The following is a 22,551-nucleotide window of genomic DNA, read 5'->3' as shown; positions in this document are numbered from 1 at the left end:
GAAGGGCATGCAGGCGATGCGCTTGAAAAGCGCGGGAATCGTGATGGCGGCGGCGCTGGTCGCCGGCTGCGCGACCGTGACGACGCCGACGAAGGGCGATCCGCTCGAAAGCTACAACCGGACGATGTTCACGATCAACGACACGATCGACCAGGTGGCACTGAAGCCAGTGGCGAAGGCATACGTCTGGGCGATCCCGGAGCCGGTGCGTAACAGCGTCACGAACTTCTTCTCCAATATCGGCGACGTCTACATTGCGGCGAACAACCTGCTGCAACTGAAGATCGCCGATGGCGTGTCGGACATCGTGCGCGTCGCGATGAACACGGTTTTCGGCGTCGGCGGCCTGTTCGACGTCGCGACCATCGCGAAGCTGCCGAAGCACCAGGCCGACTTCGGCCTCACGCTCGGCCACTACGGCGTGCCGCCGGGACCGTACCTCGTGCTGCCGCTGCTCGGGCCGAGCACGGTGCGCGACACGGGCGGCACGGTCGTCGATTATTTCGGCAATCCGCTTACCTACGTGAAGCCGGATTCGGTGAGCTGGGCGCTGTACGGCGTGAATCTCATCGACGTGCGCGCGAACCTGCTCGGCGCGAGCGATGTGCTCGCCGATGCCGCGCTCGACAAATATTCGTTCGTCCGCAATGCATACTTGCAGCGTCGCGCGTATCTGATTTCGGGCGGCGAGGATATGGCGCCGGACTACGGCGATACACCGCCGCCGAACTATGACGAGACCGGCGCCGGCACCGCGGATACGCCGGCGGCCGCTGCGGCAACGGCGGCATCGGCGACGGCAACGCCGCTGGCTCCGGCCTCGGCGAGCGCTGCGCCGGCAACCGAGGCTTCGGCCCCCGAAGCCGCGTCCGGCACGGCGGAAGCGCCGAAGCCGGCGAGTGCCACGAACACAATTCCGGGCAACCAGTACGTGCCGCCGCGCGTGCCGTCGTTTCCTTCGATTCGCTTACGTTGATTCGCCGGCATCTAACGAGCGGTAACATTTTTGACAGGTATCACGACGGTTTGGATGACGTGGCGGGTGAACTCGGAAACGGTGCCACGTTCAAACCCAAGCCACTTTCACGCAGGGTCTGAGATGAAAAAATTATTGTTGCTTCCCCTTTTCGCGATCTTCATGGCGTTTTGCAATGGCGCATCCGCGCAGGCGGTCGATACGAGCAATCCGGACGTGATGGTGAAGACCGTCACGCAGCAGGTGCTCGACCAGATCAAGGCCGACAAGCAGATCCAGTCGGGCAACATCACGCGCATCACCGAACTCGTGAACGAAAAGATCCTGCCGTACACGGACTTCACGCGCACCACGCGTCTTGTGATGGGCCGCAACTGGAACACCGCTACGCCGCAGCAGCAAAAGGAGATCGTCGAGCAGTTCAAAATGCTCCTGATCCGTACATATTCGGGCGCGCTCGCGCAGGTGCGTGACCAGCAGGTCCAGTACAAGCCGTTCCGCGCATCGCCGGAAGATACGGACGTCGTCGTGCGCTCGGTCGTCATCAACAACGGCTCGCCGATCGAGCTCGACTATCGTCTCTACAAGACGCCGCAGGGCTGGAAGGTCTACGACATCAACGTGCTCGGCGCGTGGCTGATCCAGGCTTACCAGCAGCAGTTCAACGAGCAGATCTCGCAGCATGGCGTCGACGGGCTGTTGCAGTTCCTCACGCAGCGCAACCAGCAACTCGCGAGCGGCAAGGCATCGTGAGCAGCGTGAATTCCGCTGGCCTGTCTGCCGCCGGCGTTTCGGCCAGCCCGTCCGCTGGCCGCTTCCAGACCGCCGCGTCGCTGACGCACGAAAGCGCGAAGGCGGCGCTCGAAGCGGGTTTGTCGCGGATCGCGGCCGGCGCGACCGAAGTCGATTGCGCGCCGCTGCGCCAGTTCGATTCGTCCGCGCTCGCCGTGCTGCTCGCATGGCAGCGTGCGGCGTCGTCGCGTGGCGGCGCGCTCGCCGTCGTAAGTCTTCCCACCGGGCTTGCCAGTCTCGCGCAGGCCTATGGCGTCGATACGCTCCTCACCTTCCGACATTGATCCTGCACTGACGCAGCTAGCGGCGCGGCGCGAGATCGTCCCTCGCCCGCGCCGCGTCCGGCAGGACCTCGCTCGGGTCGGGCAAAGCCGGTTTGCCCTATAATCAAACGTTTTTTCGGCACGTCACCCGGCCCTTTTTCGGCCTGAAACGATGCCGGCCACGTTCCCGTACCGCACAATTCGAGGCGCCGCCCTGTCCGGCGCGCGCACTGTCATGCCAGCCATAGAAATCCGAAACGTCAGAAAGCGCTACAAAGAGCTGCAAGCGCTCAAAGGCGTGAGTTTCTCGGTGGAAGAAGGCGAATTCTTCGGCCTGCTCGGTCCCAACGGAGCGGGCAAAACCACCCTCATCAGCATTCTCGCGGGCCTCGCACGCGCCGACAGCGGCACGATCTCGGTTCGCGGGCACGACGTCGTCAGCGATTTCCGCGCCGCGCGCCGCGCGCTCGGCATCGTGCCGCAGGAACTCGTCTTCGATCCGTTCTTCACCGTGCGCGAGTCGCTGCGCATCCAGTCGGGCTACTTCGGCTTGCGCAACAACGACGACTGGATCGACGAAGTCATGGCGCATCTGGATCTCACCGAGAAGGCCGACGTCAACACGCGCGCGCTGTCGGGCGGGATGAAGCGGCGCGTGCTGGTCGCGCAGGCGCTGGTGCACCGTCCGCCCGTGATCGTGCTCGACGAGCCGACCGCGGGCGTCGACGTCGAATTGCGCCAGACGCTCTGGAAGTTCATCTCGCGCCTGAATCGCGAGGGTCACACGATCGTCCTCACCACGCACTATCTGGAAGAAGCCGAGTCGCTGTGCGACCGGCTCGCGATGCTGCGGCGCGGGGAAGTCGTCGCGCTCGAGCGCACGAGCACGCTGTTGCAGCGTTTCGCGGGCATGCAGTTGTTTCTGCGTTTCAAGCAGGGCGTGCTGCCGGCCGACCTGCGTCCGCTGGAAGTCGATCCGCACGCGGTGTCCGGCGCGCAACACCTGCTGCGGCTCACGAGTTATGACGAAGTCGAGCCGATTCTCGCGAAATGCCGCGCGGCCGGTTGCACGTTCGATGAAATCGAGGTGCGCAAGGCCGATCTGGAAGATGTGTTCGTGCAGGTCATGAACGAACCCGAAGTCGTCGAGGGGCTTTCATGAGCGGTTTCAGGACACTGTTTTACAAGGAAATCCTGCGTTTCTGGAAAGTCGCTTTCCAGACGGTGCTCGCGCCGGTGATCACCGCGCTCCTTTATCTGATGATCTTCGGCCACGCGCTGTCGAGCCACGTGCAGGTGTATCCGGGCGTCGCGTACACGAGCTTTCTCGTGCCCGGTCTCGTGATGATGAGCGTGCTGCAGAATTCGTTCGCGAACAGTTCGTCGTCGCTGATCCAGTCGAAGATCACGGGCAATCTCGTGTTCGTCCTGCTGCCGCCGATCGCGCATTGGGAAATGTATTTCGCCTACGTGCTGGCGTCGGTGGTGCGCGGGCTGACCGTAGGATTCGGCGTATTTATCGTCACGGTGTGGTTCATTCCGATGTCATTTTCCGCGCCGATCTACATCATTGCGTTCGCGGTACTCGGATCGGCGATTCTCGGCACGCTCGGGCTGATCGCCGGCATCTGGGCCGACAAGTTCGATCAGCTCGCCGCATTTCAGAATTTCCTGATCATGCCGCTCACGTTCCTGTCGGGCGTGTTCTACTCGACGCATACGCTGCCGCCCGTCTGGCGCGAGGTGTCTCGGCTGAATCCGTTTTTTTACATGATCGACGGCTTCCGTTACGGCTTTTTCGGCATGTCCGACGTGAGTCCGCTCGCGAGCCTCGGGATCGTCGCCGCGTTTTTCGCGGTGCTGGCGGTGATCTGCGTGCGCCTGCTGGCAAGCGGCTACAAGCTGCGTCACTGAATTTTTGAGGAGACTTCCATGTTGCCGACCCCGGAACAAGTGAAGGATTACATCGCTGGCGGCCTGGCCTGCCAGCATCTGGAAGTCGAAGGCGACGGCCAGCATTTCTTCGCGACCATCGTGAGCGACGCGTTCGAAGGCAAGCGGCTGATCGCGCGTCATCAGCTGGTTTATGCGGCGCTCGGCGACCGCATGCGCGCGGAAATTCACGCGCTCAGCATGAAAACGCTCACACCCGCGGAATGGAAATCGGCGTAAGCCAAAACCGCGTCGCCGGAACGGTCTGGCGCGCGTAATCAAGTCAATTGCGACGCCGATGCCGGCGCCGCAGCAGCAAGCACGGTAGAAGGACACTTCAAGCATGGACAAACTGGTCATCACTGGGGGCACGAAGCTCTCGGGCGAAATCGTCGTATCGGGTGCGAAGAACGCGGCGCTGCCGATTCTCTGCGCAAGCCTGCTCACCGCCGACGACGTCCATCTGGAAAACGTTCCGAATCTGCAGGACGTGCGCACCATGCTCAAGCTGCTGCGCCAGATGGGCGTGAATTCGGAAGCGAGCGGCGACGGACGCGTGACGCTGAACGCGTCGAAAGTCGACAACCTCGTCGCGCCGTATGAGATGGTGAAGACGATGCGCGCCTCGATCCTCGTGCTCGGGCCGCTCGTCGCGCGCTTCGGCGAGGCGAAGGTGTCGCTGCCGGGCGGCTGCGCGATCGGCGCGCGTCCGGTCGACCAGCACATCAAGGGCCTGCAGGCGATGGGCGCCGAGATCAACATCGAACACGGTTTCATCGAAGCGCGCGCGAAGCGTCTGAAGGGCGCGCGCATCATCACCGACATGATTACCGTCACCGGCACGGAAAACCTGCTGATGGCGGCCGTCCTCGCCGAAGGCGAAACGGTCATCGAAAACGCGGCGCGCGAGCCGGAAGTCAGCGATCTCGCGCATCTGCTCGTGAAGATGGGCGCGAAGATCGACGGCATCGGTTCGGACCGCCTCGTCATTCATGGCGTCGACAAACTGCATGGCGCGCGGCATTCGGTCGTGCCGGACCGTATCGAAGCGGGCACGTTCCTGTGCGCGGTCGCGGCCGCCGGCGGCGACGTCACGCTGCGTCACGTGAATCCGTCGCTTCTGGACGCGGTGAGCTCGAAGCTGCGCGAAGCGGGCGTGTCGATCGAGGAAAGCGGCGACTCGATGCGCGTGAAGATGGCGAAGCGCCCCGAAGCGGTGAGCTTCCGCACGTCGGAATATCCGGCGTTCCCGACCGACATGCAGGCGCAGTTCATGGCGCTCAATTCGATGGCGAAGGGCACGTCGCAGGTCGTCGAGACGATCTTCGAGAACCGCTTCATGCACGTGCAGGAACTGAACCGGCTCGGCGCGCACATCACGATCGACGGCAATACGGCGCTCGTGTCAGGCGTCGAGAAGCTCTCGGGCGCGAAGGTGATGGCGACGGATTTGCGCGCGTCGGCGAGCCTCGTGATCGCGGCGATGTGCGCGGACGGCGACACGCTGATCGACCGCATCTATCACCTCGACCGCGGCTACGACCGCATGGAAGCGAAGCTGACGGCGGTCGGCGCGAAGGTGAGCCGCATCAAGGGAACCGGGAGCGAACAATGAGTTCGGTGCCGCAGACATCGGCGTCGGTCGGCGCGAGCGCGCCGCTGACGCTCGCGTTGTCGAAAGGGCGTATCTTCGAAGAGACGCTGCCGCTGCTCGCCGCCGCCGGCGTCGAGGTGGCCGAGGACCCGGAAACATCGCGCAAACTGATCCTGCCGACCACGAATCCGAACCTGCGCGTGATCATCGTGCGCGCAACCGACGTGCCGACTTACGTCGAATACGGCGCCGCGGATTTTGGCGTCGCGGGCAAGGATGTGCTGATCGAGCATGGCGGCGGCGGGCTGTATCAGCCGGTCGATCTGAATATCGCGCGCTGCCGGATGTCGGTGGCGGTCAAGGCCGGTTTCGACTACGCGAGCGCGGTGCGTCAGGGCGCGCGCCTCAGAGTCGCGACGAAATACGTGGAAGTGGCGCGCGAGCATTTCGCGTCGAAGGGCGTGCACGTCGACCTGATCAAGCTGTACGGCTCGATGGAACTGGCGCCGCTCGTCGGCCTGGCCGATGCGATCGTCGACCTGGTCAGTTCGGGCGGAACGCTTCGGGCGAACAATCTCGTCGAGGTGGAGGAGATCATGCAGATTTCGTCGCGCCTCGTCGTGAACCAGGCGGCGCTCAAGCTGAAACGCGAAGCGCTGAGGCCGTTCCTCGATGCGTTCGAACGCGCGTCGGTGCCAGAAGGACACTGAGCGGGAACCGGGCGTGAGACTGTCGCGCTGCACGCCATACTGAAACGGAAAACCAGCATGTCTATCAAGATTCGCAAACTCGATTCCAGCGCCAACGGTTTTCATCAGGCGCTGCACGCGGTGCTCGCGTTCGAGGCGAGCGAGGACGAAGCCATCGAACGCTCCGTCGCGCAGATTCTCGCGGACGTGAAGGCGCGCGGCGACGCAGCCGTGCTCGACTACACGAACCAGTTCGACCGGCTGAAGGCGGAAAGCGTCGCGGCGCTCGAACTGCCGCAGACGGAACTCGAAGCAGCGCTCGAAGCGCTCGAACCGAAGCGCCGCGCGGCGCTCGAAGCGGCGGCGGCGCGCGTGCGCGGCTATCACGAGAAGCAGCGCATCGAGTGCGGCAGTCATAGCTGGCAATACACCGAAGCCGACGGCACCGTCCTCGGCCAGAAAGTCACGCCGCTCGACCGCGCGGGCATCTATGTGCCGGGCGGCAAGGCGGCGTATCCGTCGTCGGTGCTGATGAACGCGATTCCGGCGCGTGTCGCGGGCGTGAAGGAAATCGTGATGGTCGTGCCGACGCCCGACGGCGTGAAGAATCAGCTCGTGCTCGCGGCGGCGCTGCTCGGCGGCGTGGACCGCGTGTTCACGATCGGCGGCGCGCAGGCGGTCGGTGCACTCGCTTACGGCACGGAAAGCGTTCCGGCCGTCGACAAGATCTGCGGCCCGGGCAATGCATACGTGGCGTCGGCGAAGCGCCGCGTGTTCGGCACCGTCGGGATCGACATGATCGCGGGGCCGTCCGAAATCCTCGTGATCTGCGACGCCACCACCGACCCGCGCTGGGTCGCGATGGACCTCTTCTCGCAAGCCGAACACGACGAACTCGCGCAGTCCATTCTGCTGTGCCCGGACGCGGCGTTCATCCAGCGCGTCGAAGACGCGATCGTCGAACTGCTTCCTTCGATGCCGCGCCGCGACGTGATCCAGCGCTCGCTCGAAGACCGTGGCGCGCTGATCAAGGTGAAGGGCATGGCCGAAGCCTGCGCGATCGCCAACGACATCGCGCCGGAACACCTCGAAATCTCGGCGCTCGACCCGCACCATTGGGCCGCGCAGATCCGCCATGCGGGCGCGATCTTCCTTGGCCGCTACACGAGCGAGAGTCTCGGCGACTATTGCGCCGGCCCGAACCACGTGCTGCCGACTTCGCGCACGGCGCGTTTTTCGTCGCCGCTCGGCGTCTACGATTTCATGAAGCGTTCGAGCGTGATCGAAGTCAGCGCGGAAGGCGCGCAGACGCTCGGCGAGATCGCCGCCGAACTCGCCTACGGCGAAGGCTTGCAGGCGCACGCGCGCAGCGCCGAATACCGGATGAAAAACACGGGCCAGTAAGCGGCCCATTGCCCCAGGACCGAGGCGGCCCGAGAGCCGCCGTTCGGCCGACGAGAGCGGCCGCCGAGACCATGACGACACCACACGACATCATCCGCCCCGACGTCCTCGCGATGACGAGCTACCCCGTGCCCGACTCAACCGGCCTCGTGAAGCTCGACGCGATGGAAAATCCCTACCGCCTCCCCGACGATCTCGCCGCGAAGCTCGGCGAGCATCTCGCGGGCGTCGCGCTGAATCGCTACCCGGCGCCGCGGCCGGCGAACCTGATCGCGAAGATCAAGCGCGCGATGAACGTACCGCCTGCCTGCGAAGTGCTGCTCGGCAACGGCTCGGACGAACTGATCAGCATGCTGTCGATGGCGTGCGCGAAGCCCGGCGCGAAGGTCGTCGCGCCCGTGCCGGGCTTCGTGATGTACCAGATGTCGGCGGCGTTCGCGCATCTTGACTTCATCGGCGTGCCGCTGAACGCGGACTTCACGCTCGATGCCGACGCGCTCATCGCCGTCATCGAGGAGCACGCGCCCGCGCTGGTCTATCTCGCGTATCCGAACAACCCGACCGGCACGCTCTACGACGACGCCGACATCGAACGCGTGATCGCGGCGGCGCACAAGAGCCTCGTCGTGATCGACGAGGCGTATCAGCCGTTCGCGGAAAAGACGTGGATGCCGCGCGCCGCGGAATTCGACAACGTCGTCGTGATGCGCACGGTGTCGAAGCTTGGTCTGGCCGGCATTCGTCTCGGCTACATGGCCGGCACGGCGAAGTGGATCACCGAATTCGACAAAGTGCGCCCGCCGTACAACATCAACGTGCTGACGCAGGCAACGGCTGAGTTCCTGCTCGACCACCTCGACGTGCTCGACGCGCAGGCCGCCGAACTTCGCACCGAACGCGCGAAGCTCTCGAAGGAAGTCGCGGCGCTGCCCGGCGCGACGGTTTTTCCGAGCGCGGGCAACTTCCTGCTCGTGCGCGTGCCGGATGCGGCAGTGACCTTTGAAACCCTGCTGACATCGCGGGTTTTGGTCAAAAACGTGAGTAAAATGCACCCATTGCTCGCAAATTGTGTGCGTTTGACGGTCGGATCGGCTGAAGAGAACGCGCAGATGATCGCGGCTCTTAAGCTCGCGCTGCACTAAAACCCCGCTTTCTTAAAAGTCTCAAGGAATCACCATGCGCATTGCGGAAGTCGTTCGCAACACCAGCGAAACGCAGATCCGTGTGAAGCTCGATCTGGACGGCACCGGCAAGCAGAAGCTCGCCACCGGCGTGCCGTTCCTCGACCATATGCTCGACCAGATCGCGCGCCACGGCCTTTTCGACCTCGAGGTCGAAGCGCACGGCGACCTCCATATCGACGACCACCACACGGTCGAAGACACCGGCATCACGCTCGGGCAGGCGGTGGCGAAGGCCATCGGCGATCGCAAGGGCATTCGCCGCTACGGCCATTCCTACGTGCCGCTCGACGAAGCGCTGTCGCGCGTCGTGATCGACTTTTCCGGCCGGCCGGGACTCGAATTCCATGTGCCGTTCACGCGCGCGCGCATCGGCACCTTCGACGTCGATCTCACCATCGAATTCTTTCGCGGCTTCGTGAATCACGCGGGCGTGACGCTGCATATCGACAACCTGCGTGGCATCAACGCGCACCATCAGGTCGAGACCGTGTTCAAGGCGTTCGGCCGCGCGCTGCGCATGGCCGTCGAATTTGACGAGCGCGCCGCGGGCCAGATTCCGTCGACCAAGGGCAGCCTTTAATTTCCCCGGACGGGTCCGGACTCTGCGGGCGGCATGCCCGCGCGACAGTGCACTAATGGCCCTCGATGGACTGGCTCAAATCGTTTATTTCCCTGCTCGCGCTGATCAACCCGGTCGGCGCGATCCCGTTCTTTCTGAGCCTGACCGCACAACAGTCGGACTTCGAAAAGCGCAACACGATCCGCATCGCATCGATCTCGGTGTTCTGCGTGATCGGGGTGACGGCGCTCTTCGGGCAGCAGATCATCGCGTTCTTCGGGATTTCGGTCGGATCGCTTGAAGTCGGCGGCGGCATCATCATGTTGTTGATGGCGATCAACATGCTGAATGCGCAGATCGGCAACACGCGCTCGACGCCGGAAGAGCGCCACGAGGCGGAGCTGAAGAACAGCGTCGCCGTCGTGCCGCTCGCGATTCCGCTGTTGACCGGCCCCGGCTCGATCAGCACGGTGATCGTCTATTCTGCCAATGCGCCTCACTGGTACGACCGCATCGGTCTGATCGTGATCGGCGCGGTGCTCGCCGGCCTCTGTTTCGGCGCGCTGAACCTGGCCGAGCCGATCGCGCGCTGGGTCGGGCGCACCGGCATCAATATCGGGACGCGCCTGATGGGTTTGATGTTGTCGGCTTTGGCGGTGGAATTCATCGTCGACGGATTGAAGGCCTTGCTGCCTACCTTGAAATGAAAACTTCGATAGCGATTGTTGATTACGGAATGGGCAACCTGCGCTCGGTGTATCAGGCGCTGAAAAAGGCGGCGCCCGAAGCCGACGTGGCGATCGTCGAGCGGCCCGAAGCGATTCGCGCGGCGGATCGGATCGTGCTGCCGGGCCAGGGCGCGATGCGCGACTGCATGGCGCATCTGTCGGCGTCCGGCCTGCAGGACGCCGTGATGGAAGCCGCGCGTGAAAAGCCGATGCTCGGCGTGTGCGTCGGCGAGCAAATGCTCTTCGACTGGAGCGAGGAAGGCGACACGAAGGGCCTCGGACTGCTGCCGGGCAAGGTGGTGCGTTTTCAGCTCGACGGCCAGTTGCAGGACGACGGCTCGCGCTTCAAGGTGCCGCAGATGGGCTGGAACCGCGTGCGGCAGGCCGTGCCTCATGCGCTGTGGGACGGCGTTGCGGATGGCGCCTTCTTCTATTTTGTGCACAGCTATTACGTGGTGCCGGCCGATCCGGCGCACACGTCCGGCGAAACGGTGTACGGCGCGCCGTTCACCTCGGCGGTCGCGCGCGACAATATCTTCGCGACCCAGTTTCACCCGGAAAAGAGCGCCGACGCGGGCCTGCGGCTGTACCGGAATTTCGTGCACTGGAATCCGTGATTCGCGCGTCGAAACCGGCGTTCTGGCTTATCCCGAATGCATCCGTGTGCGTCGCGAGACTTGTACTACACTAGCGAGACGGTCGCGAGCAGGCGTGGCGCCTGATGCACCCGACCGTTTTGACCAACCCTCAACTGATAACACGCGATTTCTATGTTGCTCATTCCGGCCATCGATCTTAAAGACGGTCAGTGCGTACGCCTCAAGCAAGGCGATATGGACCAGGCGACCATTTTTTCCGAAGATCCGGCGGCAATGGCCCGGCACTGGGTCGACCGGGGCGCACGACGGCTGCATCTCGTCGACCTGAACGGCGCATTTGCCGGCAAGCCGAAGAACGAGGATGCGATTCGCGCGATCATCGAGGAAGTCGGCAGCGACATTCCGGTGCAACTGGGCGGCGGCATCCGCGACCTGAATACGATCGAGCGTTATCTCGACGACGGTCTCGAATACGTGATCATCGGCACGGCGGCGGTCAAGAATCCGGGCTTCCTGAAGGACGCCTGCACGGCATTCGCGGGCCATATCATCGTCGGGCTGGACGCGAAAGACGGCAAGGTGGCAACGGACGGCTGGAGCAAGCTGACGGGCCATGAAGTCGTCGACCTCGGCCGCAAGTTCGAGGATTACGGCTGCGAAGCGATCATTTACACCGACATCGGCCGCGACGGCATGCTCCAGGGCATCAACATCGAAGCGACGGTGCGGCTCGCGCAGGCGGTGAAAATTCCCGTGATTGCGAGCGGCGGCCTCTCGAACCTGGACGACATCGCTTCGCTTTGCGAGGTGGAAGACGAGGGGATCGAAGGCGTGATCTGCGGCCGCGCGATCTATTCGGGCGATCTCGATTTCGCCGCCGCGCAAACGCGCGCCGACATGCTGCGCGAAGCCGACGACGCCTGATCCCCGCGGCGCTCGCGGTCTGGGCGCGGCACTCGGCCGGCGCACGCGCCGGTATGAACGGCGCTGCATCCGCAGCAACCCTATCTGCAAGCACATGGCTCTCGCTAAACGCATCATCCCCTGTCTCGACGTCACCGCCGGCCGCGTGGTGAAGGGCGTCAACTTCCTCGAATTGCGCGATGCGGGCGATCCGGTCGAAATCGCGCGCCGCTACGACGATCAGGGCGCCGACGAACTCACCTTCCTCGACATCACCGCGACGTCCGACCAGCGCGACGTGATCCTGCCGATCATCGAAGCGGTCGCGTCGCAGGTGTTCATTCCGCTGACGGTCGGCGGCGGCGTGCGCGCCGTGGAAGACGTGCGGCGGCTTCTGAACGCGGGCGCGGACAAGATCAGCATGAATTCGTCGGCGGTCGCGAACCCGCAGCTCGTGCGCGACGCGTCGGAAAAGCACGGCTCGCAATGCATTGTCGTCGCGATCGATGCAAAACGCGTGTCGGCGGAAGGCGAAACGCCGCGCTGGGAAGTGTTCACGCACGGCGGCCGCAAGGCAACCGGGCTCGACGCGATCGAGTGGGCGCGCAAGATGGCCGAGTTCGGCGCGGGCGAGATCCTGCTGACCAGCATGGACCGCGACGGAACCAAGTCCGGCTTCGACCTCGCACTCACGCGTGCCGTGTCGGATGCGGTGCCGGTACCGGTGATCGCATCGGGCGGCGTCGGGTCGTTGCAGCATCTGGCGGACGGCATCGTCGACGGTCACGCGGACGCCGTGCTGGCCGCGAGCATCTTCCATTATGGCGAGCACACGGTCGGCGAGGCGAAGCGCTTCATGGCCGACCAGGGCATTTCGGTGAGGATCTGAGCCATGAGCACGCAGAGCGAGTGGCTCGACAAGGTCAAATGGGACGCGAACGGCCTCGTGCCGGTGATCGCGCAGGAAGCCGCGACAGGCGACGTTCTGATGTTCGCGTGGATGGACCGCGAAGCGCTCGTCAAGACGATCGAGCTGAAGCGCGCCGTCTATTACTCGCGTTCGCGCAAGCGCCTGTGGTTCAAGGGCGAGGAATCGGGGCACGTTCAGCATGTGCACGACGTCCGGCTCGACTGCGATGAAGACGTCGTGCTGCTCAAGGTCGAGCAGGTATCGGGCATCGCGTGCCATACCGGCCGCCATTCGTGTTTTTTTCAGAAATTCGAAGGATCGGCGGACAACGGCGGCTGGATCGCCGTCGAGCCGGTCCTGAAAGACCCCGAACACATCTACAAATGACGCAAATCAACACGCAGGACACGCTGCTGCGCCTCGCCGCGATTATCGACAGCCGAAAGGGCGGCGACCCGGAACAATCCTACGTTTCGCGACTCTTTCATAAAGGTGACGACGCCGTTCTGAAGAAGATCGGCGAGGAAGCGACCGAAGTGGTGCTCGCCGCGAAGGATTCGCGGCACGGCGGCGCGCCGAAGGCGCTCGTCGGCGAGGTCGCCGATTTGTGGTTTCACTGTCTCGTGATGCTGTCGCACTTCGACTTGAACCCGGCCGACGTGATCGCTGAACTGGAGCGACGCGAAGGCTTGTCGGGCATCGAAGAAAAGGCGCTGCGCAAATCGCGCGAGCGCGAGCAAAACGGCGGCTGACGAGCATTTTTGCCGGATGAAGGAGGGATCGACATGAATCAACCGTATGAACCCTATCCGCCGCCCGCCTATCAGAATTCGGCCGAAGCCGAACGCCAACGCGGCCTGCGCACGCTGACCCACGTCCTGTACGGCCTCTACGCCGCCTACTGGCTGACGGGCGGCATCACGGTGCTGATCGCGATCATCATCAACTACGTCAAGCGTGACGACGTGGCTGGCACGCCTTATCAGGCGCACTTCGAATGGCAGATCCGCACGTTCTGGTGGGCGGTGCTCGGGCATTTGATCGGCGTTGCGCTGCTGTTCGTGCTGATCGGCTTTCCGATACTTTTTGCGGTCGGCATCTGGACGCTCTATCGCGTGATCAAGGGCTGGCTGTATCTTTATGAAGAGAAGCCGATCGAGCCGCGCGCCTGGTTCTGACGCGCGCGCCCGGCTGCCGGCAATGAGCCTTCGACAATAACCTGCGGGACGAACCGGGACATTCATGAGCCACGACAACTGCATCTTCTGCAAAATCGCCGCAGGCGAGCTTCCGAGCAAGAAACTGTACGAAGACGACGAGTTCGTTGCCTTCAATGACATCAATCCCGCGGCGCCGGTTCATGTTCTGGTGATCCCGCGGAAACATATCGAGACACTTTCGCACTGCACCGAAAGCGACGCGCCGCTGCTTGGTAGAATGGTAAGTCTGGTAGGGCGTCTCGCGGACGAACTGGGCGTGGCGTACACCGGCGGCGATACGGGTTTTCGCACCGTGATCAATACCGGGCCCGGCGGCGGGCAGGAGGTTTATCACATTCATGCGCATCTGCTGGCTGGCGCTCGTCCGTGGCGCCGCATGGGTTAATCGCGCAATAAAGACGCAATTTACGCCTTTCCAATGAAATATTGGACGCGCAAAATGAAAGATTCCGGGCGGCACATTTTCGCTCCCGCCCAAGGCCGGAAGGCCTGAATTCACCGACGCGGCCGATTGGGCACGGCGGAATCAAGGAGAGTTTTCATTCATGGGTTCTTTAAGCATTTGGCATTGGCTGATCGTGTTGCTCATTGTGGCACTCGTATTCGGCACGAAGAAACTGCGCAACATCGGCGGCGACCTGGGCGGCGCGGTGAAAGGCTTCAAGGAAGGCATGCGCGAGGGCGAAACGCCCGGCGAGCAACGCGAATTGCCGCGCAACGGTGCAGTCGACGTCGAAGCGAAGGAAAAGTCGCGTTCGAACGACTTCCGCTGATCCCAACCCGCACAGATTTCAGGAAACCTCGACTCCATGCTCGACCTCGGTCTGACGAAAATGGCGCTGATCGGCGTCGTCGCGCTGGTGGTGCTCGGGCCGGAACGGCTGCCGGGCGTCGCGCGAACGGCCGGCGCGCTGTTCGGCCGGGCGCAGCGCTACATCAACGACGTCAAGTCGGAAGTTGCGCGCGAGATGGAACTCGACGAACTGAAAAAGATGCGCACGCAGTTCGAAACGGCGGCGTCGAATGTAGAAACGTCGATTCAGGACAATCTGCGCAAGCACGAAGCCGAACTCAACGACGCGTGGAATCAGGGTTCGTCGGAATCGTCCAGCATCGCGGGCGGGGCGGCGGCCGAGACGGCGTCGGCGAGCTACGACGGTTGGCGCAACGGTTCGTCGTCGGGCAAACGCAAGAACTGGCGCGTCAAGCAGACCGCCGTGCCTGGCTGGTATAAGCGCACGACGGGCCGGCGCACTCGCGTGCAGTCGGGCGCGGCGCGCGTCGCCCGCCATACGCCGGCGACCATGCGCCGTCCGACGAAGTTTTTCTGACCCGCATGGATTTTCCTTCCATTGATGATCCCCAACCGAGGGCCGGCGTGAGCGACCCGCAACACAACAAAGACGAGGCCGTTGAAGAGACGTTCATCTCGCATCTGGTCGAATTGCGCGACCGCATCATCCGTGCAGGCGCTTCGGTCATCGTCGTTTTCATCGGGCTCGTGTACTGGGCGCCGGACATCTTCAAGCTGCTCGCGCGGCCCTTGATGCAGAATTTGCCGAAGGACGGCAAGATGATCGTGACGGACGTCACCGGGTCGTTTTTCGTCCCGATGAAGGTGACGATGCTGGTCGCGTTCGTGATCGCGCTGCCGTTGGTGCTTTACCAGATCTGGGCGTTCGTCGCGCCGGGGCTGTACCAGCACGAGAAGAAACTGGTCGCGCCGCTGGTCGGCAGCAGCTATACGCTGTTCCTGTGCGGCATGGCCTTCGCCTACTTCGTCGTGTTTCCCACGATCTTTCGCGTGATGGCGCACTACAACGCGCCGCTCGGCGCGGAGATGACCACCGATATCGACAATTACCTGAGCTTTGTGCTGACGATGTTCATCGCGTTCGGCGTGACATTCGAGGTGCCGATCGTCGTCGTGCTGCTCGCGCGCATGGGCGTCGTGTCGATCAAGAAACTGAAGGAGATCCGGCCATATGTGATCGTCGGCGCGTTCGTCATCTCGGCCGTCGTGACGCCGCCGGACGTCTTTTCACAGCTCATTCTCGCGATCCCGCTCGTCATCCTCTACGAGGCCGGCATCATCGCGGCGCGGATGATCGTCGGGAAGGAAGGCGTGAAGAAGGAAGAGGCGGCCGCGGAATAATCCACGGCGCCAGAAATAAAAAGGGCAGCTTCGCAAGAAGCTGCCCTTTGCTTTTGGGTCTGCGACAAATCGACGCAGCCATCAAGGCCTCATTCGTCCCCCTGACCCTGATCGTCCTGACCGTCCTCGGGCAGTTGCGGCGCGCGCGGCTGCGCCGGCCGCTTGCCGATCATCACGTTGACGTCGAGTTCCTTGTTCTTGCGCATCAAATGAACTTTCACCGACGTCCCCGGCTTGATCTGCGCGACGACGTTCAACAGGCGTGTGGTGTCGGTGATCGAGTCGTCGTTGATGCTGACGAGAATGTCGCCGGGCTTGATGCCCGCCTTGTCGGCCGGGCCGCCTTGCAGCACGCCCGCGACGATCGCGCCCGACTTCTGGTCCAGCCCGAACGATTCGGCGATCTCCGGCGTCACGTCTTGCGGCTCGACGCCGATCCAGCCGCGTGTCACCGTACCCGTCGTGATGATGCTCTCCAGCACGCTGCGCGCCGTCGACACCGGAATCGCGAAGCCGATGCCGAGCGAGCCGCCGCTTCGCGAGTAGATCGCCGTGTTGATGCCGAGCAGGTTGCCGTTCACGTCGATGAGCGCACCGCCCGAGTTGCCCGGGTTGATCGCGGCGTCGGTCTGGATGAAGTTCTCGAACGTGTTGATGCCGAGGTGATTGCGCCCGAGCGCGCTCACGATGCCCATCGTCACGGTCTGGCCGACGCCGAACGGATTGCCGATCGCGAGCACCACGTCGCCGACGCGCGTCTGGTCCATGCGCCCGAGCGTGATGGTCGGCAGGTTCGTCATGTTGATCTTGAGCACGGCGAGGTCCGTTTCCGGATCGATGCCGATCACTTTCGCGCTCGACGTGCGCCCGTCGGCGAGCGCGACTTCGATCTGATCCGCACCGTCGACGACATGCTGGTTCGTTAGAATGTAACCTTCCGAGCTGACGATCACGCCCGAGCCCAGGTTCGACGCCGGCGGCTCGTCGCTCTTGCGCTTGTTCTTGTCGCCGAAAAAGTAGCGAAAGAGCGGATCTTTCGCGCGCGGGTCGGGCGGCAGGCTGCCGTCCTTGCTGGAGAACACGTTGACGACCGCGGGCATCGCCTTCTGGGCGCCTTCCGCATACGACGATTGCACGGGCCGCGTGCCGATGCTCGGCGCCACTTCCTGCAATGCGACGATGGGTTCGGCGAGTTGCTTGCCGAACTGGCCCTGGCGTTGCAGCCACTGCGGTTTTAAGGTCGCGACGATGAACATCAGCGCCAAAAGCACGGTCACCGCTTGGGCAAAAAAGAGCCAGAAGCGTCTAAGCATTTGATGGAATAGAGGATTTCATGGATCGGATCGAACTCGAATTGTATCTGAACAATCTGCTGGAAATCGGCCGCTTCCGGGACTATTGCCCCAATGGGCTGCAGGTCGAAGGCGCGCGGCGGATTCATAAACTCGCGACCGGCGTGACGGCCTCGCTCGCGTTTCTGGAGGCAGCGGTCGAATGGGGTGCCGACGCCGTGCTCGTGCATCACGGCTATTTCTGGAAGAACGAAGCGCCCCAGATCGCGGGGCGCAAGTATCAGCGCGTGCGCACGCTGATCGCGAACGATCTCAGTCTTTTCGCCTATCACCTGCCGCTCGATTCGCATCCGGAACTCGGCAACAACGCGCAGATCGGCGCGCGGCTCGGGCTGATCGCGGACGGCCGTTTCGGCGATCAGGATCTCGGCTGGATCGCGCCGTTGCCGATGCCGCTGTCGCTGGAACACTTCACGGCGTCGGTGGAGAACGCGCTCGGCCGCAAGCCGCTCGTTCTCGGCGACGCGAATCGCGAGTTGCGGCGCGTCGCGTGGTGCACGGGCGGCGCGCAAGGCTATTTCGACGACGCCATCGCGGCCGGCGCCGACGTCTATCTGAGCGGCGAAGTCTCCGAGCAGACGATGCATATCGCGATGGAAAGCGGCGTCGCGTACCTCGCGGCCGGGCATCACGCGACCGAGCGCTACGGCGTCCAGGCGGTCGGCGCGCACCTGTCCGAGCAGTTCGACATCGAACATCTCTTTATTGATATCGATAATCCTGTTTGAATAAGCGCGCGTCGCGGTTAATTGCGGCGCCGCAATAAGCGTAAATAAGCGCTTCGTCAGAAAGAGGCAAAAACGTGCGGGGAAACCCTGAAGCATCAAGGACTTCGAGTGATTTCTGCTATTCGGGCCTTGTAAATGACGGCTCCATTCGCGCACACTAGCGGCGGAAGAACTGATGTGACGGTATAAATCCAACTCAGAATTGGGGCGTGTAATGCGAGACAAGGAAGAGAAGCGCGTCGACGGCGGCCGGCGAAACTGGCTGATTGCGACGACCGTAGCGGGTGGCTTTGGAGGCGTAGCCACTGTCGTACCCTTTGTTAGTTCGTTTGCTCCCTCGGAAAAGGCCAAGGCGGCGGGCGCGCCCGTCGAAGTCGATATCAGCAGTCTCAAGCCCGGCGACATGATGACGGTCGCCTGGCGCGGCAAGCCGGTGTGGATCATCAACCGCACCGACGAGCAGCTCGCCGACGTCAAGAAAGCCGACAACGAAGTCGCCGATCCCAAGTCGAAGCTCGAATTTTCGATGCCGTTGCCGGAATACTGCAACAACGAGTTCCGTTCGCGCGCCGATCACAAGAACATCTTCGTCGCGGTCGCCGTGTGCACGCATCTGGGCTGCACGCCGACGCCGCGCTTTCAGGAAGGCCCACAACCCAATCTCCCCGACAACTGGCCCGGCGGGTTTCTCTGCCCGTGCCACGGCTCGACCTACGACCTGGCCGGCCGCGTCTTCAAGAACAAGCCTGCGCCGCAGAACCTGGACGTGCCGCCGTACATGTTCACGTCGGCGACGCAACTCGTGATCGGCAAGGACGAAAAGGGAGAGGCTTAATGGCGCTCGCAGACAACGAAGTTGAAACAACCGGGCTGGTTGGCTGGATCGACCGCCGTTTTCCGCTGACGTCGACGTGGAAGAAGCACGTCTCCGAGTACTACGCGCCGAAGAATTTCAACTTCTGGTACTTCTTCGGCTCGCTCGCGCTTTTGGTGCTGGTGCTGCAGATCGTCACCGGCATCTTCCTCGTCATGAACTACAAGCCCGACGCGACGCTCGCGTTCGCATCGGTCGAGTACATCATGCGCGAGGTGCCGTGGGGCTGGCTCATCCGCTACATGCACTCGACGGGCGCGTCGATGTTCTTCGTCGTCGTGTATCTGCACATGTTCCGCGGGCTGATGTACGGCTCGTACCGCAAGCCGCGCGAGCTCGTGTGGATCTTCGGCTGCGCGATTTTCCTGTGCCTGATGGCCGAAGCGTTCTTCGGCTACCTGCTGCCGTGGGGACAGATGTCGTTCTGGGGCGCGCAGGTGATCGTGAACCTGTTCTCGGCGATTCCCTTCATCGGCCCGGACCTGTCGCTGTGGATTCGCGGCGACTACGTCGTGTCGGATGTGACGCTGAACCGCTTTTTCGCGTTTCACGTGATCGCGATTCCGCTCGTGCTGATCGGGCTCGTGGTCGCGCATCTGGTGGCGCTGCACGAAGTCGGGTCGAATAACCCGGACGGCATCGAGATCAAGGCGAAAAAAGACGCGAACGGCATCCCGATCGACGGAATCCCGTTCCATCCGTACTACTCCGTGCACGATTTCATGGGCGTGTGCGTGTTTCTGTTCATTTTTTCGGCGATCATTTTCTTTGCCCCGGAAATGGGCGGCTACTTCCTCGAAGCGAACAACTTCGTGCCGGCGAACCCGCTGCAAACGCCGCCGGAAATCGCGCCGGTCTGGTATTTCACGGCGTTCTACGCGATGCTCCGCGCGACCACCGATCCGTTCAAGATCGTGCTGATGATCGTGATCGGCCTGCTCGGCGTGTTCGCGCTGTTGCGCGCGCGCGGCAAGTGGCGGCTCGCGCTGCCCGTGCTGGCGATTGCGGTGATCGTGTTCATGGCGCTGACGGAATCGAAGTTCTGGGGTGTCGTGGTAATGGGAACGGCGGTCGTATCGCTCTTTTTCCTGCCGTGGCTAGACCGCAGTCCGGTGAAATCGATTCGCTATCGTCCGTTCTTCCACAAGGTCTTCTACGGCATCTTCGTGTTCGCTTTCCTGTTGCTCGGCTATCTGGGGACCCGGCCGCCATCGCCCGCCGCGACGCTCATCGCGCAAATTTGCGCACTGATCTACTTCGCGTTCTTCCTGGGCATGCCGTTCTGGACGCCGCGCGGGCGCTTCAAACAGCCGCCTGAGCGCGTGCGCTTCAAATCCCATTGACGCTGCGCCCGGAGACAACACGATGAAAAAATGGCTCTCTACACTGGCGTTGATCGGGGCTGCGCTCGTCGCGTTCGGCACGGCGCCGGCTTACGCCGAAGGCGAAGTCCCGCTCGACCACGCGCCCGACAGCGCCGACAATTTCGCGTCCCTGCAGCATGGCGCCCAATTGTTTGTAAACTATTGCCTGAACTGCCATAGTGCGAACCTGATGCGCTACAACCGGCTGACGGATCTCGGCATCGACCCGAAGGAAATCCAGCAGAACCTGCTTTTCACGACCGACAAAATTGGCAACACGATGTCGATCGCGATGCGCCCGGAGGACGCGAAAACGTGGTTCGGGGCGTCGCCGCCGGATTTGTCGGTGGAAGCGCGGGCGCGCGGCAAGGACTGGCTCTATACGTACTTGCGGAGTTTCTATCGCGACGAAACGCGGCCGACGGGCTGGAACAACCGCGTGTACGAAAACGTCGGAATGCCGCACGTGCTCTGGACGTTGCAGGGCATCCGCACGGCGAAGTTCGATACCGAAACCGACGAAAAAACCGGCGAAAAGGTAAAACATTTCGCGGGCTACACGCAAGTCACGCCGGGGTTGATGTCGTCCGTAGATTATGATTCTGCTATGGCCGATCTGGTTTCGTACCTTTCGTGGATGTCGGAGCCCGCCCAGCAGACCCGCAAGCAACTGGGCGTCTGGGTGCTGATGTTCCTCGGTATTTTGAGCTTTCTCGCGTGGCGCCTGAACGCGTCATACTGGAAGGACATTAAATAAACACGCCGCGAACGGTGTGGGCCAGCGTGACCGAAGCGCCTCCTCGAGGCGCTTTTCGTGCGTTGGCCCGTCAAGTTTTCTGAAGGGACCTTAAAAACATGATGGTTTTGTACTCCGGCACTACTTGCCCGTTCTCCCAGCGCTGCCGGCTGGTGTTGTTCGAAAAGGGCATGGATTTCGAAATCCGCGACGTCGACCTGTTCAACAAACCGGAAGACATCGCGGTGATGAACCCATACGGACAGGTTCCGATTCTGGTCGAGCGCGACCTGATCCTGTATGAGTCGAACATCATCAACGAATATATCGACGAGCGTTTCCCGCACCCGCAACTGATGCCGGCCGACCCGGTTCAGCGCGCCCGCGCCCGTCTGTTCCTGCTGAATTTCGAGAAGGAACTGTTCGTCCACGTCGGCACGCTCGAGAACGAAAAGGGCAAGGCCGCGGAAAAGAATCACGAGAAGGCGCGCAACGCGATCCGCGATCGCCTGACGCAGCTCGCCCCGATCTTCCTGAAGAACAAGTACATGCTCGGCGAAGAATTTTCGATGCTCGACGTCGCGATCGCGCCGCTCTTGTGGCGTCTGGATCACTACGGCATCGAGTTGTCGAAGAATGCTGCGCCGTTGATGAAGTACGCCGAGCGGATTTTCAGCCGCCCGGCCTATATCGAAGCGCTGACGCCTTCGGAAAAGGTGATGCGCCGCTGAGTTTTGCGAGTGCGGACGTGGGCGTCGCGGGTTTCGCGGCGCCGCGTTCCGGTAAAGGACAGTTGATGCAAGAGATTTCCACCAAACCTTACTTGCTGCGCGCGCTCTACGAGTGGTGCACGGATAACGGTTTTACGCCGCATATCGCGGTCCGGGTCGACAACTCCACGCGCGTGCCACGCCAGTTCGTGCGCAACGACGAGATCGTGTTGAACATCAGCTTCGAGGCGACGAGCCAGTTGCAGATGGGCAATGAGTGGATCGAGTTCAGCGCGCGCTTCTCGGGCAAGTCGCACAAGATCGAGGTGCAGGTCGCGAACGTGCTCGCCATTTATGCGCGAGAGAACGGCCAGGGCATGGCATTCCCGGTCGAGCCGGCGACGCTCGCTTCGGCGTCGGATGCGTCCGGGGCGCCGCGTTCGTCCGAACTCGATCAGGCCGAGATCGATGAAGCGGCTGCAGCAGAATCGGCGACGGGAGAGCGTGCTTCCGCCGGGGAGGAGACGTCGAAATCGGTCGGGCGCTCTCACCTCAAAGTGATCAAATGAAGTAGAATCTTGTGCTTCGCCGGCTTAGCTCATCTGGTAGAGCGCTTGACTTGTAATCATGAGGTGGCGGGTTCGAGTCCTGCAGCCGGCACCAGACAAGCGCCGACGGGTCGCGTGATGTTCGCGTGACCCGTTTGCTTTCTGGGCAGAAGGTGCGAAGTGGTCTGATGCTTTAAGCGAGCATCGCGGTCGACAAAAAAGTTTTCCAGACCTGTTGACGAAAAGCGAAACGTTCTTCATAATCTCGTTTCTCTGCTGCTGATGCAGCGACGCAGAACGGAAGGGGTGGCGGCGGTAGTTAAGCGGCTGA

29 protein-coding genes and 1 tRNA gene are annotated in these 22,551 nt (G+C 62.6%); 29 read left to right on the top strand and 1 reads right to left on the bottom strand.

What is annotated here, in order from left to right; translation table 11 throughout:
* Nucleotides 1-7: 7 nt before the first annotated feature.
* The 22 genes from QCE48_RS13595 to tatC all read left to right on the top strand — a co-directional run bounded on the left by QCE48_RS13595 (nt 8) and on the right by tatC (nt 15,908).
* Complete coding sequence (locus tag QCE48_RS13595) at nt 8-976, top strand: VacJ family lipoprotein (RefSeq protein ID WP_309787202.1); 969 nt, start codon at nt 8-10, stop codon at nt 974-976.
* A gap of 123 nt (nt 977-1,099) precedes the next feature.
* Nucleotides 1,100-1,729, top strand: coding sequence for an ABC transporter substrate-binding protein (locus QCE48_RS13590; RefSeq protein WP_309787203.1), 630 nt, complete (start codon nt 1,100-1,102; stop codon nt 1,727-1,729).
* Between the two features lie 5 nt (nt 1,730-1,734).
* Nucleotides 1,735-2,052 (top strand): STAS domain-containing protein, encoded by a 318-nt coding sequence (locus QCE48_RS13585; RefSeq protein WP_309787204.1) that lies wholly within the window; start codon nt 1,735-1,737, stop codon nt 2,050-2,052.
* Between the two features lie 214 nt (nt 2,053-2,266).
* Nucleotides 2,267-3,193, top strand: a complete 927-nt coding sequence (locus tag QCE48_RS13580; RefSeq protein ID WP_309787205.1) for an ABC transporter ATP-binding protein — start codon at nt 2,267-2,269, stop codon at nt 3,191-3,193.
* The gene (locus QCE48_RS13575) at nt 3,190-3,945 is read left to right on the top strand and encodes an ABC transporter permease (RefSeq protein WP_087632525.1); all 756 of its coding nucleotides are present in this window, start codon (nt 3,190-3,192) and stop codon (nt 3,943-3,945) included. Before QCE48_RS13580 ends, QCE48_RS13575 begins: the two co-directional genes overlap by 4 nt.
* 18 nt (nt 3,946-3,963) lie before the next feature.
* On the top strand, nt 3,964-4,203 hold the full coding sequence (locus QCE48_RS13570) for a BolA family protein (RefSeq protein ID WP_062638200.1): 240 nt from the start codon (nt 3,964-3,966) through the stop codon (nt 4,201-4,203).
* Between the two features lie 103 nt (nt 4,204-4,306).
* The gene (murA, locus tag QCE48_RS13565; RefSeq protein WP_309787208.1) at nt 4,307-5,578 is read left to right on the top strand and encodes a UDP-N-acetylglucosamine 1-carboxyvinyltransferase; all 1,272 of its coding nucleotides are present in this window, start codon (nt 4,307-4,309) and stop codon (nt 5,576-5,578) included.
* Complete coding sequence (gene hisG / locus QCE48_RS13560) at nt 5,575-6,267, top strand: ATP phosphoribosyltransferase (protein WP_309787210.1); 693 nt, start codon at nt 5,575-5,577, stop codon at nt 6,265-6,267. The genes murA and hisG overlap by 4 nt, the downstream gene beginning before the upstream one ends.
* Nucleotides 6,268-6,324: 57 nt before the next feature.
* Nucleotides 6,325-7,650: a histidinol dehydrogenase gene (gene hisD, locus QCE48_RS13555; RefSeq protein WP_309787213.1), complete on the top strand. Its 1,326-nt coding sequence runs from the start codon at nt 6,325-6,327 to the stop codon at nt 7,648-7,650.
* A gap of 71 nt (nt 7,651-7,721) precedes the next feature.
* The gene (gene hisC / locus QCE48_RS13550; protein WP_309787214.1) at nt 7,722-8,792 is read left to right on the top strand and encodes a histidinol-phosphate transaminase; all 1,071 of its coding nucleotides are present in this window, start codon (nt 7,722-7,724) and stop codon (nt 8,790-8,792) included.
* A gap of 34 nt (nt 8,793-8,826) precedes the next feature.
* Complete coding sequence (gene hisB / locus QCE48_RS13545) at nt 8,827-9,414, top strand: imidazoleglycerol-phosphate dehydratase HisB (protein ID WP_062638205.1); 588 nt, start codon at nt 8,827-8,829, stop codon at nt 9,412-9,414.
* 65 nt (nt 9,415-9,479) lie between these two features.
* Complete coding sequence (locus QCE48_RS13540; protein ID WP_309787215.1) at nt 9,480-10,100, top strand: MarC family protein; 621 nt, start codon at nt 9,480-9,482, stop codon at nt 10,098-10,100.
* On the top strand, nt 10,097-10,738 hold the full coding sequence (gene hisH / locus QCE48_RS13535; RefSeq protein ID WP_309787217.1) for an imidazole glycerol phosphate synthase subunit HisH: 642 nt from the start codon (nt 10,097-10,099) through the stop codon (nt 10,736-10,738). The genes QCE48_RS13540 and hisH overlap by 4 nt, the downstream gene beginning before the upstream one ends.
* 153 nt (nt 10,739-10,891) lie before the next feature.
* Nucleotides 10,892-11,644, top strand: coding sequence for a 1-(5-phosphoribosyl)-5-[(5-phosphoribosylamino)methylideneamino]imidazole-4-carboxamide isomerase (gene hisA, locus QCE48_RS13530; RefSeq protein ID WP_309787218.1), 753 nt, complete (start codon nt 10,892-10,894; stop codon nt 11,642-11,644).
* A gap of 94 nt (nt 11,645-11,738) precedes the next feature.
* Nucleotides 11,739-12,512 carry an imidazole glycerol phosphate synthase subunit HisF gene (hisF, locus tag QCE48_RS13525; protein WP_309787220.1) on the top strand — a complete coding sequence of 258 codons (774 nt, stop codon included), beginning with the start codon at nt 11,739-11,741 and terminating at the stop codon, nt 12,510-12,512.
* A 3-nt stretch (nt 12,513-12,515) separates the two neighbouring features.
* Nucleotides 12,516-12,920 (top strand): phosphoribosyl-AMP cyclohydrolase, encoded by a 405-nt coding sequence (gene hisI / locus QCE48_RS13520; protein WP_309787221.1) that lies wholly within the window; start codon nt 12,516-12,518, stop codon nt 12,918-12,920.
* On the top strand, nt 12,917-13,285 hold the full coding sequence (locus tag QCE48_RS13515) for a phosphoribosyl-ATP diphosphatase (protein ID WP_116566285.1): 369 nt from the start codon (nt 12,917-12,919) through the stop codon (nt 13,283-13,285). Before hisI ends, QCE48_RS13515 begins: the two co-directional genes overlap by 4 nt.
* A gap of 33 nt (nt 13,286-13,318) precedes the next feature.
* A complete protein-coding gene (locus QCE48_RS13510) occupies nt 13,319-13,711 on the top strand; it encodes a DUF4870 domain-containing protein (protein WP_309787224.1) in 393 nt (130 codons plus the stop codon).
* Nucleotides 13,712-13,775: 64 nt separating this feature from the next.
* The gene (locus QCE48_RS13505) at nt 13,776-14,138 is read left to right on the top strand and encodes a histidine triad nucleotide-binding protein (RefSeq protein ID WP_309787225.1); all 363 of its coding nucleotides are present in this window, start codon (nt 13,776-13,778) and stop codon (nt 14,136-14,138) included.
* 160 nt (nt 14,139-14,298) lie between these two features.
* Nucleotides 14,299-14,526, top strand: a complete 228-nt coding sequence (gene tatA / locus QCE48_RS13500) for a Sec-independent protein translocase subunit TatA (RefSeq protein ID WP_309787227.1) — start codon at nt 14,299-14,301, stop codon at nt 14,524-14,526.
* A gap of 36 nt (nt 14,527-14,562) precedes the next feature.
* The gene (gene tatB, locus QCE48_RS13495) at nt 14,563-15,084 is read left to right on the top strand and encodes a Sec-independent protein translocase protein TatB (RefSeq protein WP_309787228.1); all 522 of its coding nucleotides are present in this window, start codon (nt 14,563-14,565) and stop codon (nt 15,082-15,084) included.
* A gap of 47 nt (nt 15,085-15,131) precedes the next feature.
* Nucleotides 15,132-15,908: a twin-arginine translocase subunit TatC gene (gene tatC / locus QCE48_RS13490; RefSeq protein ID WP_309787229.1), complete on the top strand. Its 777-nt coding sequence runs from the start codon at nt 15,132-15,134 to the stop codon at nt 15,906-15,908.
* An 89-nt stretch (nt 15,909-15,997) separates the two neighbouring features.
* On the opposite strand, the gene QCE48_RS13485 is transcribed toward tatC, so the two are convergent.
* Nucleotides 15,998-17,221, bottom strand: a complete 1,224-nt coding sequence (locus QCE48_RS13485; RefSeq protein ID WP_309787230.1) for a Do family serine endopeptidase — start codon at nt 17,219-17,221, stop codon at nt 15,998-16,000.
* Nucleotides 17,222-17,241: 20 nt separating this feature from the next.
* Between QCE48_RS13485 and QCE48_RS13480 the strand changes: the two genes are divergently transcribed.
* The 7 genes from QCE48_RS13480 to QCE48_RS13450 all read left to right on the top strand — a co-directional run bounded on the left by QCE48_RS13480 (nt 17,242) and on the right by QCE48_RS13450 (nt 22,335).
* On the top strand, nt 17,242-17,988 hold the full coding sequence (locus QCE48_RS13480) for a Nif3-like dinuclear metal center hexameric protein (RefSeq protein WP_309787231.1): 747 nt from the start codon (nt 17,242-17,244) through the stop codon (nt 17,986-17,988).
* A 214-nt stretch (nt 17,989-18,202) separates the two neighbouring features.
* A complete protein-coding gene (gene petA, locus QCE48_RS13475; protein ID WP_087632508.1) occupies nt 18,203-18,823 on the top strand; it encodes a ubiquinol-cytochrome c reductase iron-sulfur subunit in 621 nt (206 codons plus the stop codon).
* On the top strand, nt 18,823-20,205 hold the full coding sequence (locus QCE48_RS13470) for a cytochrome bc complex cytochrome b subunit (protein ID WP_309787232.1): 1,383 nt from the start codon (nt 18,823-18,825) through the stop codon (nt 20,203-20,205). Before petA ends, QCE48_RS13470 begins: the two co-directional genes overlap by 1 nt.
* Nucleotides 20,206-20,227: 22 nt before the next feature.
* Nucleotides 20,228-20,983 carry a cytochrome c1 gene (locus QCE48_RS13465; RefSeq protein WP_309787234.1) on the top strand — a complete coding sequence of 252 codons (756 nt, stop codon included), beginning with the start codon at nt 20,228-20,230 and terminating at the stop codon, nt 20,981-20,983.
* A gap of 98 nt (nt 20,984-21,081) precedes the next feature.
* Nucleotides 21,082-21,693 (top strand): glutathione S-transferase N-terminal domain-containing protein, encoded by a 612-nt coding sequence (locus QCE48_RS13460; RefSeq protein ID WP_031362199.1) that lies wholly within the window; start codon nt 21,082-21,084, stop codon nt 21,691-21,693.
* 65 nt (nt 21,694-21,758) lie between these two features.
* Nucleotides 21,759-22,241, top strand: coding sequence for a ClpXP protease specificity-enhancing factor (locus tag QCE48_RS13455; RefSeq protein WP_309787237.1), 483 nt, complete (start codon nt 21,759-21,761; stop codon nt 22,239-22,241).
* A gap of 18 nt (nt 22,242-22,259) precedes the next feature.
* Nucleotides 22,260-22,335: transfer RNA gene (locus tag QCE48_RS13450), tRNA-Thr, on the top strand.
* Nucleotides 22,336-22,551 lie beyond the last annotated feature (216 nt).

The sequence above is a fragment of the Caballeronia sp. LZ024 genome, assembly GCF_031451455.1.
GTDB lineage: Bacteria > Pseudomonadota > Gammaproteobacteria > Burkholderiales > Burkholderiaceae > Caballeronia > Caballeronia telluris.
This window is presented reverse-complemented; position numbering and strand designations above follow the sequence as displayed.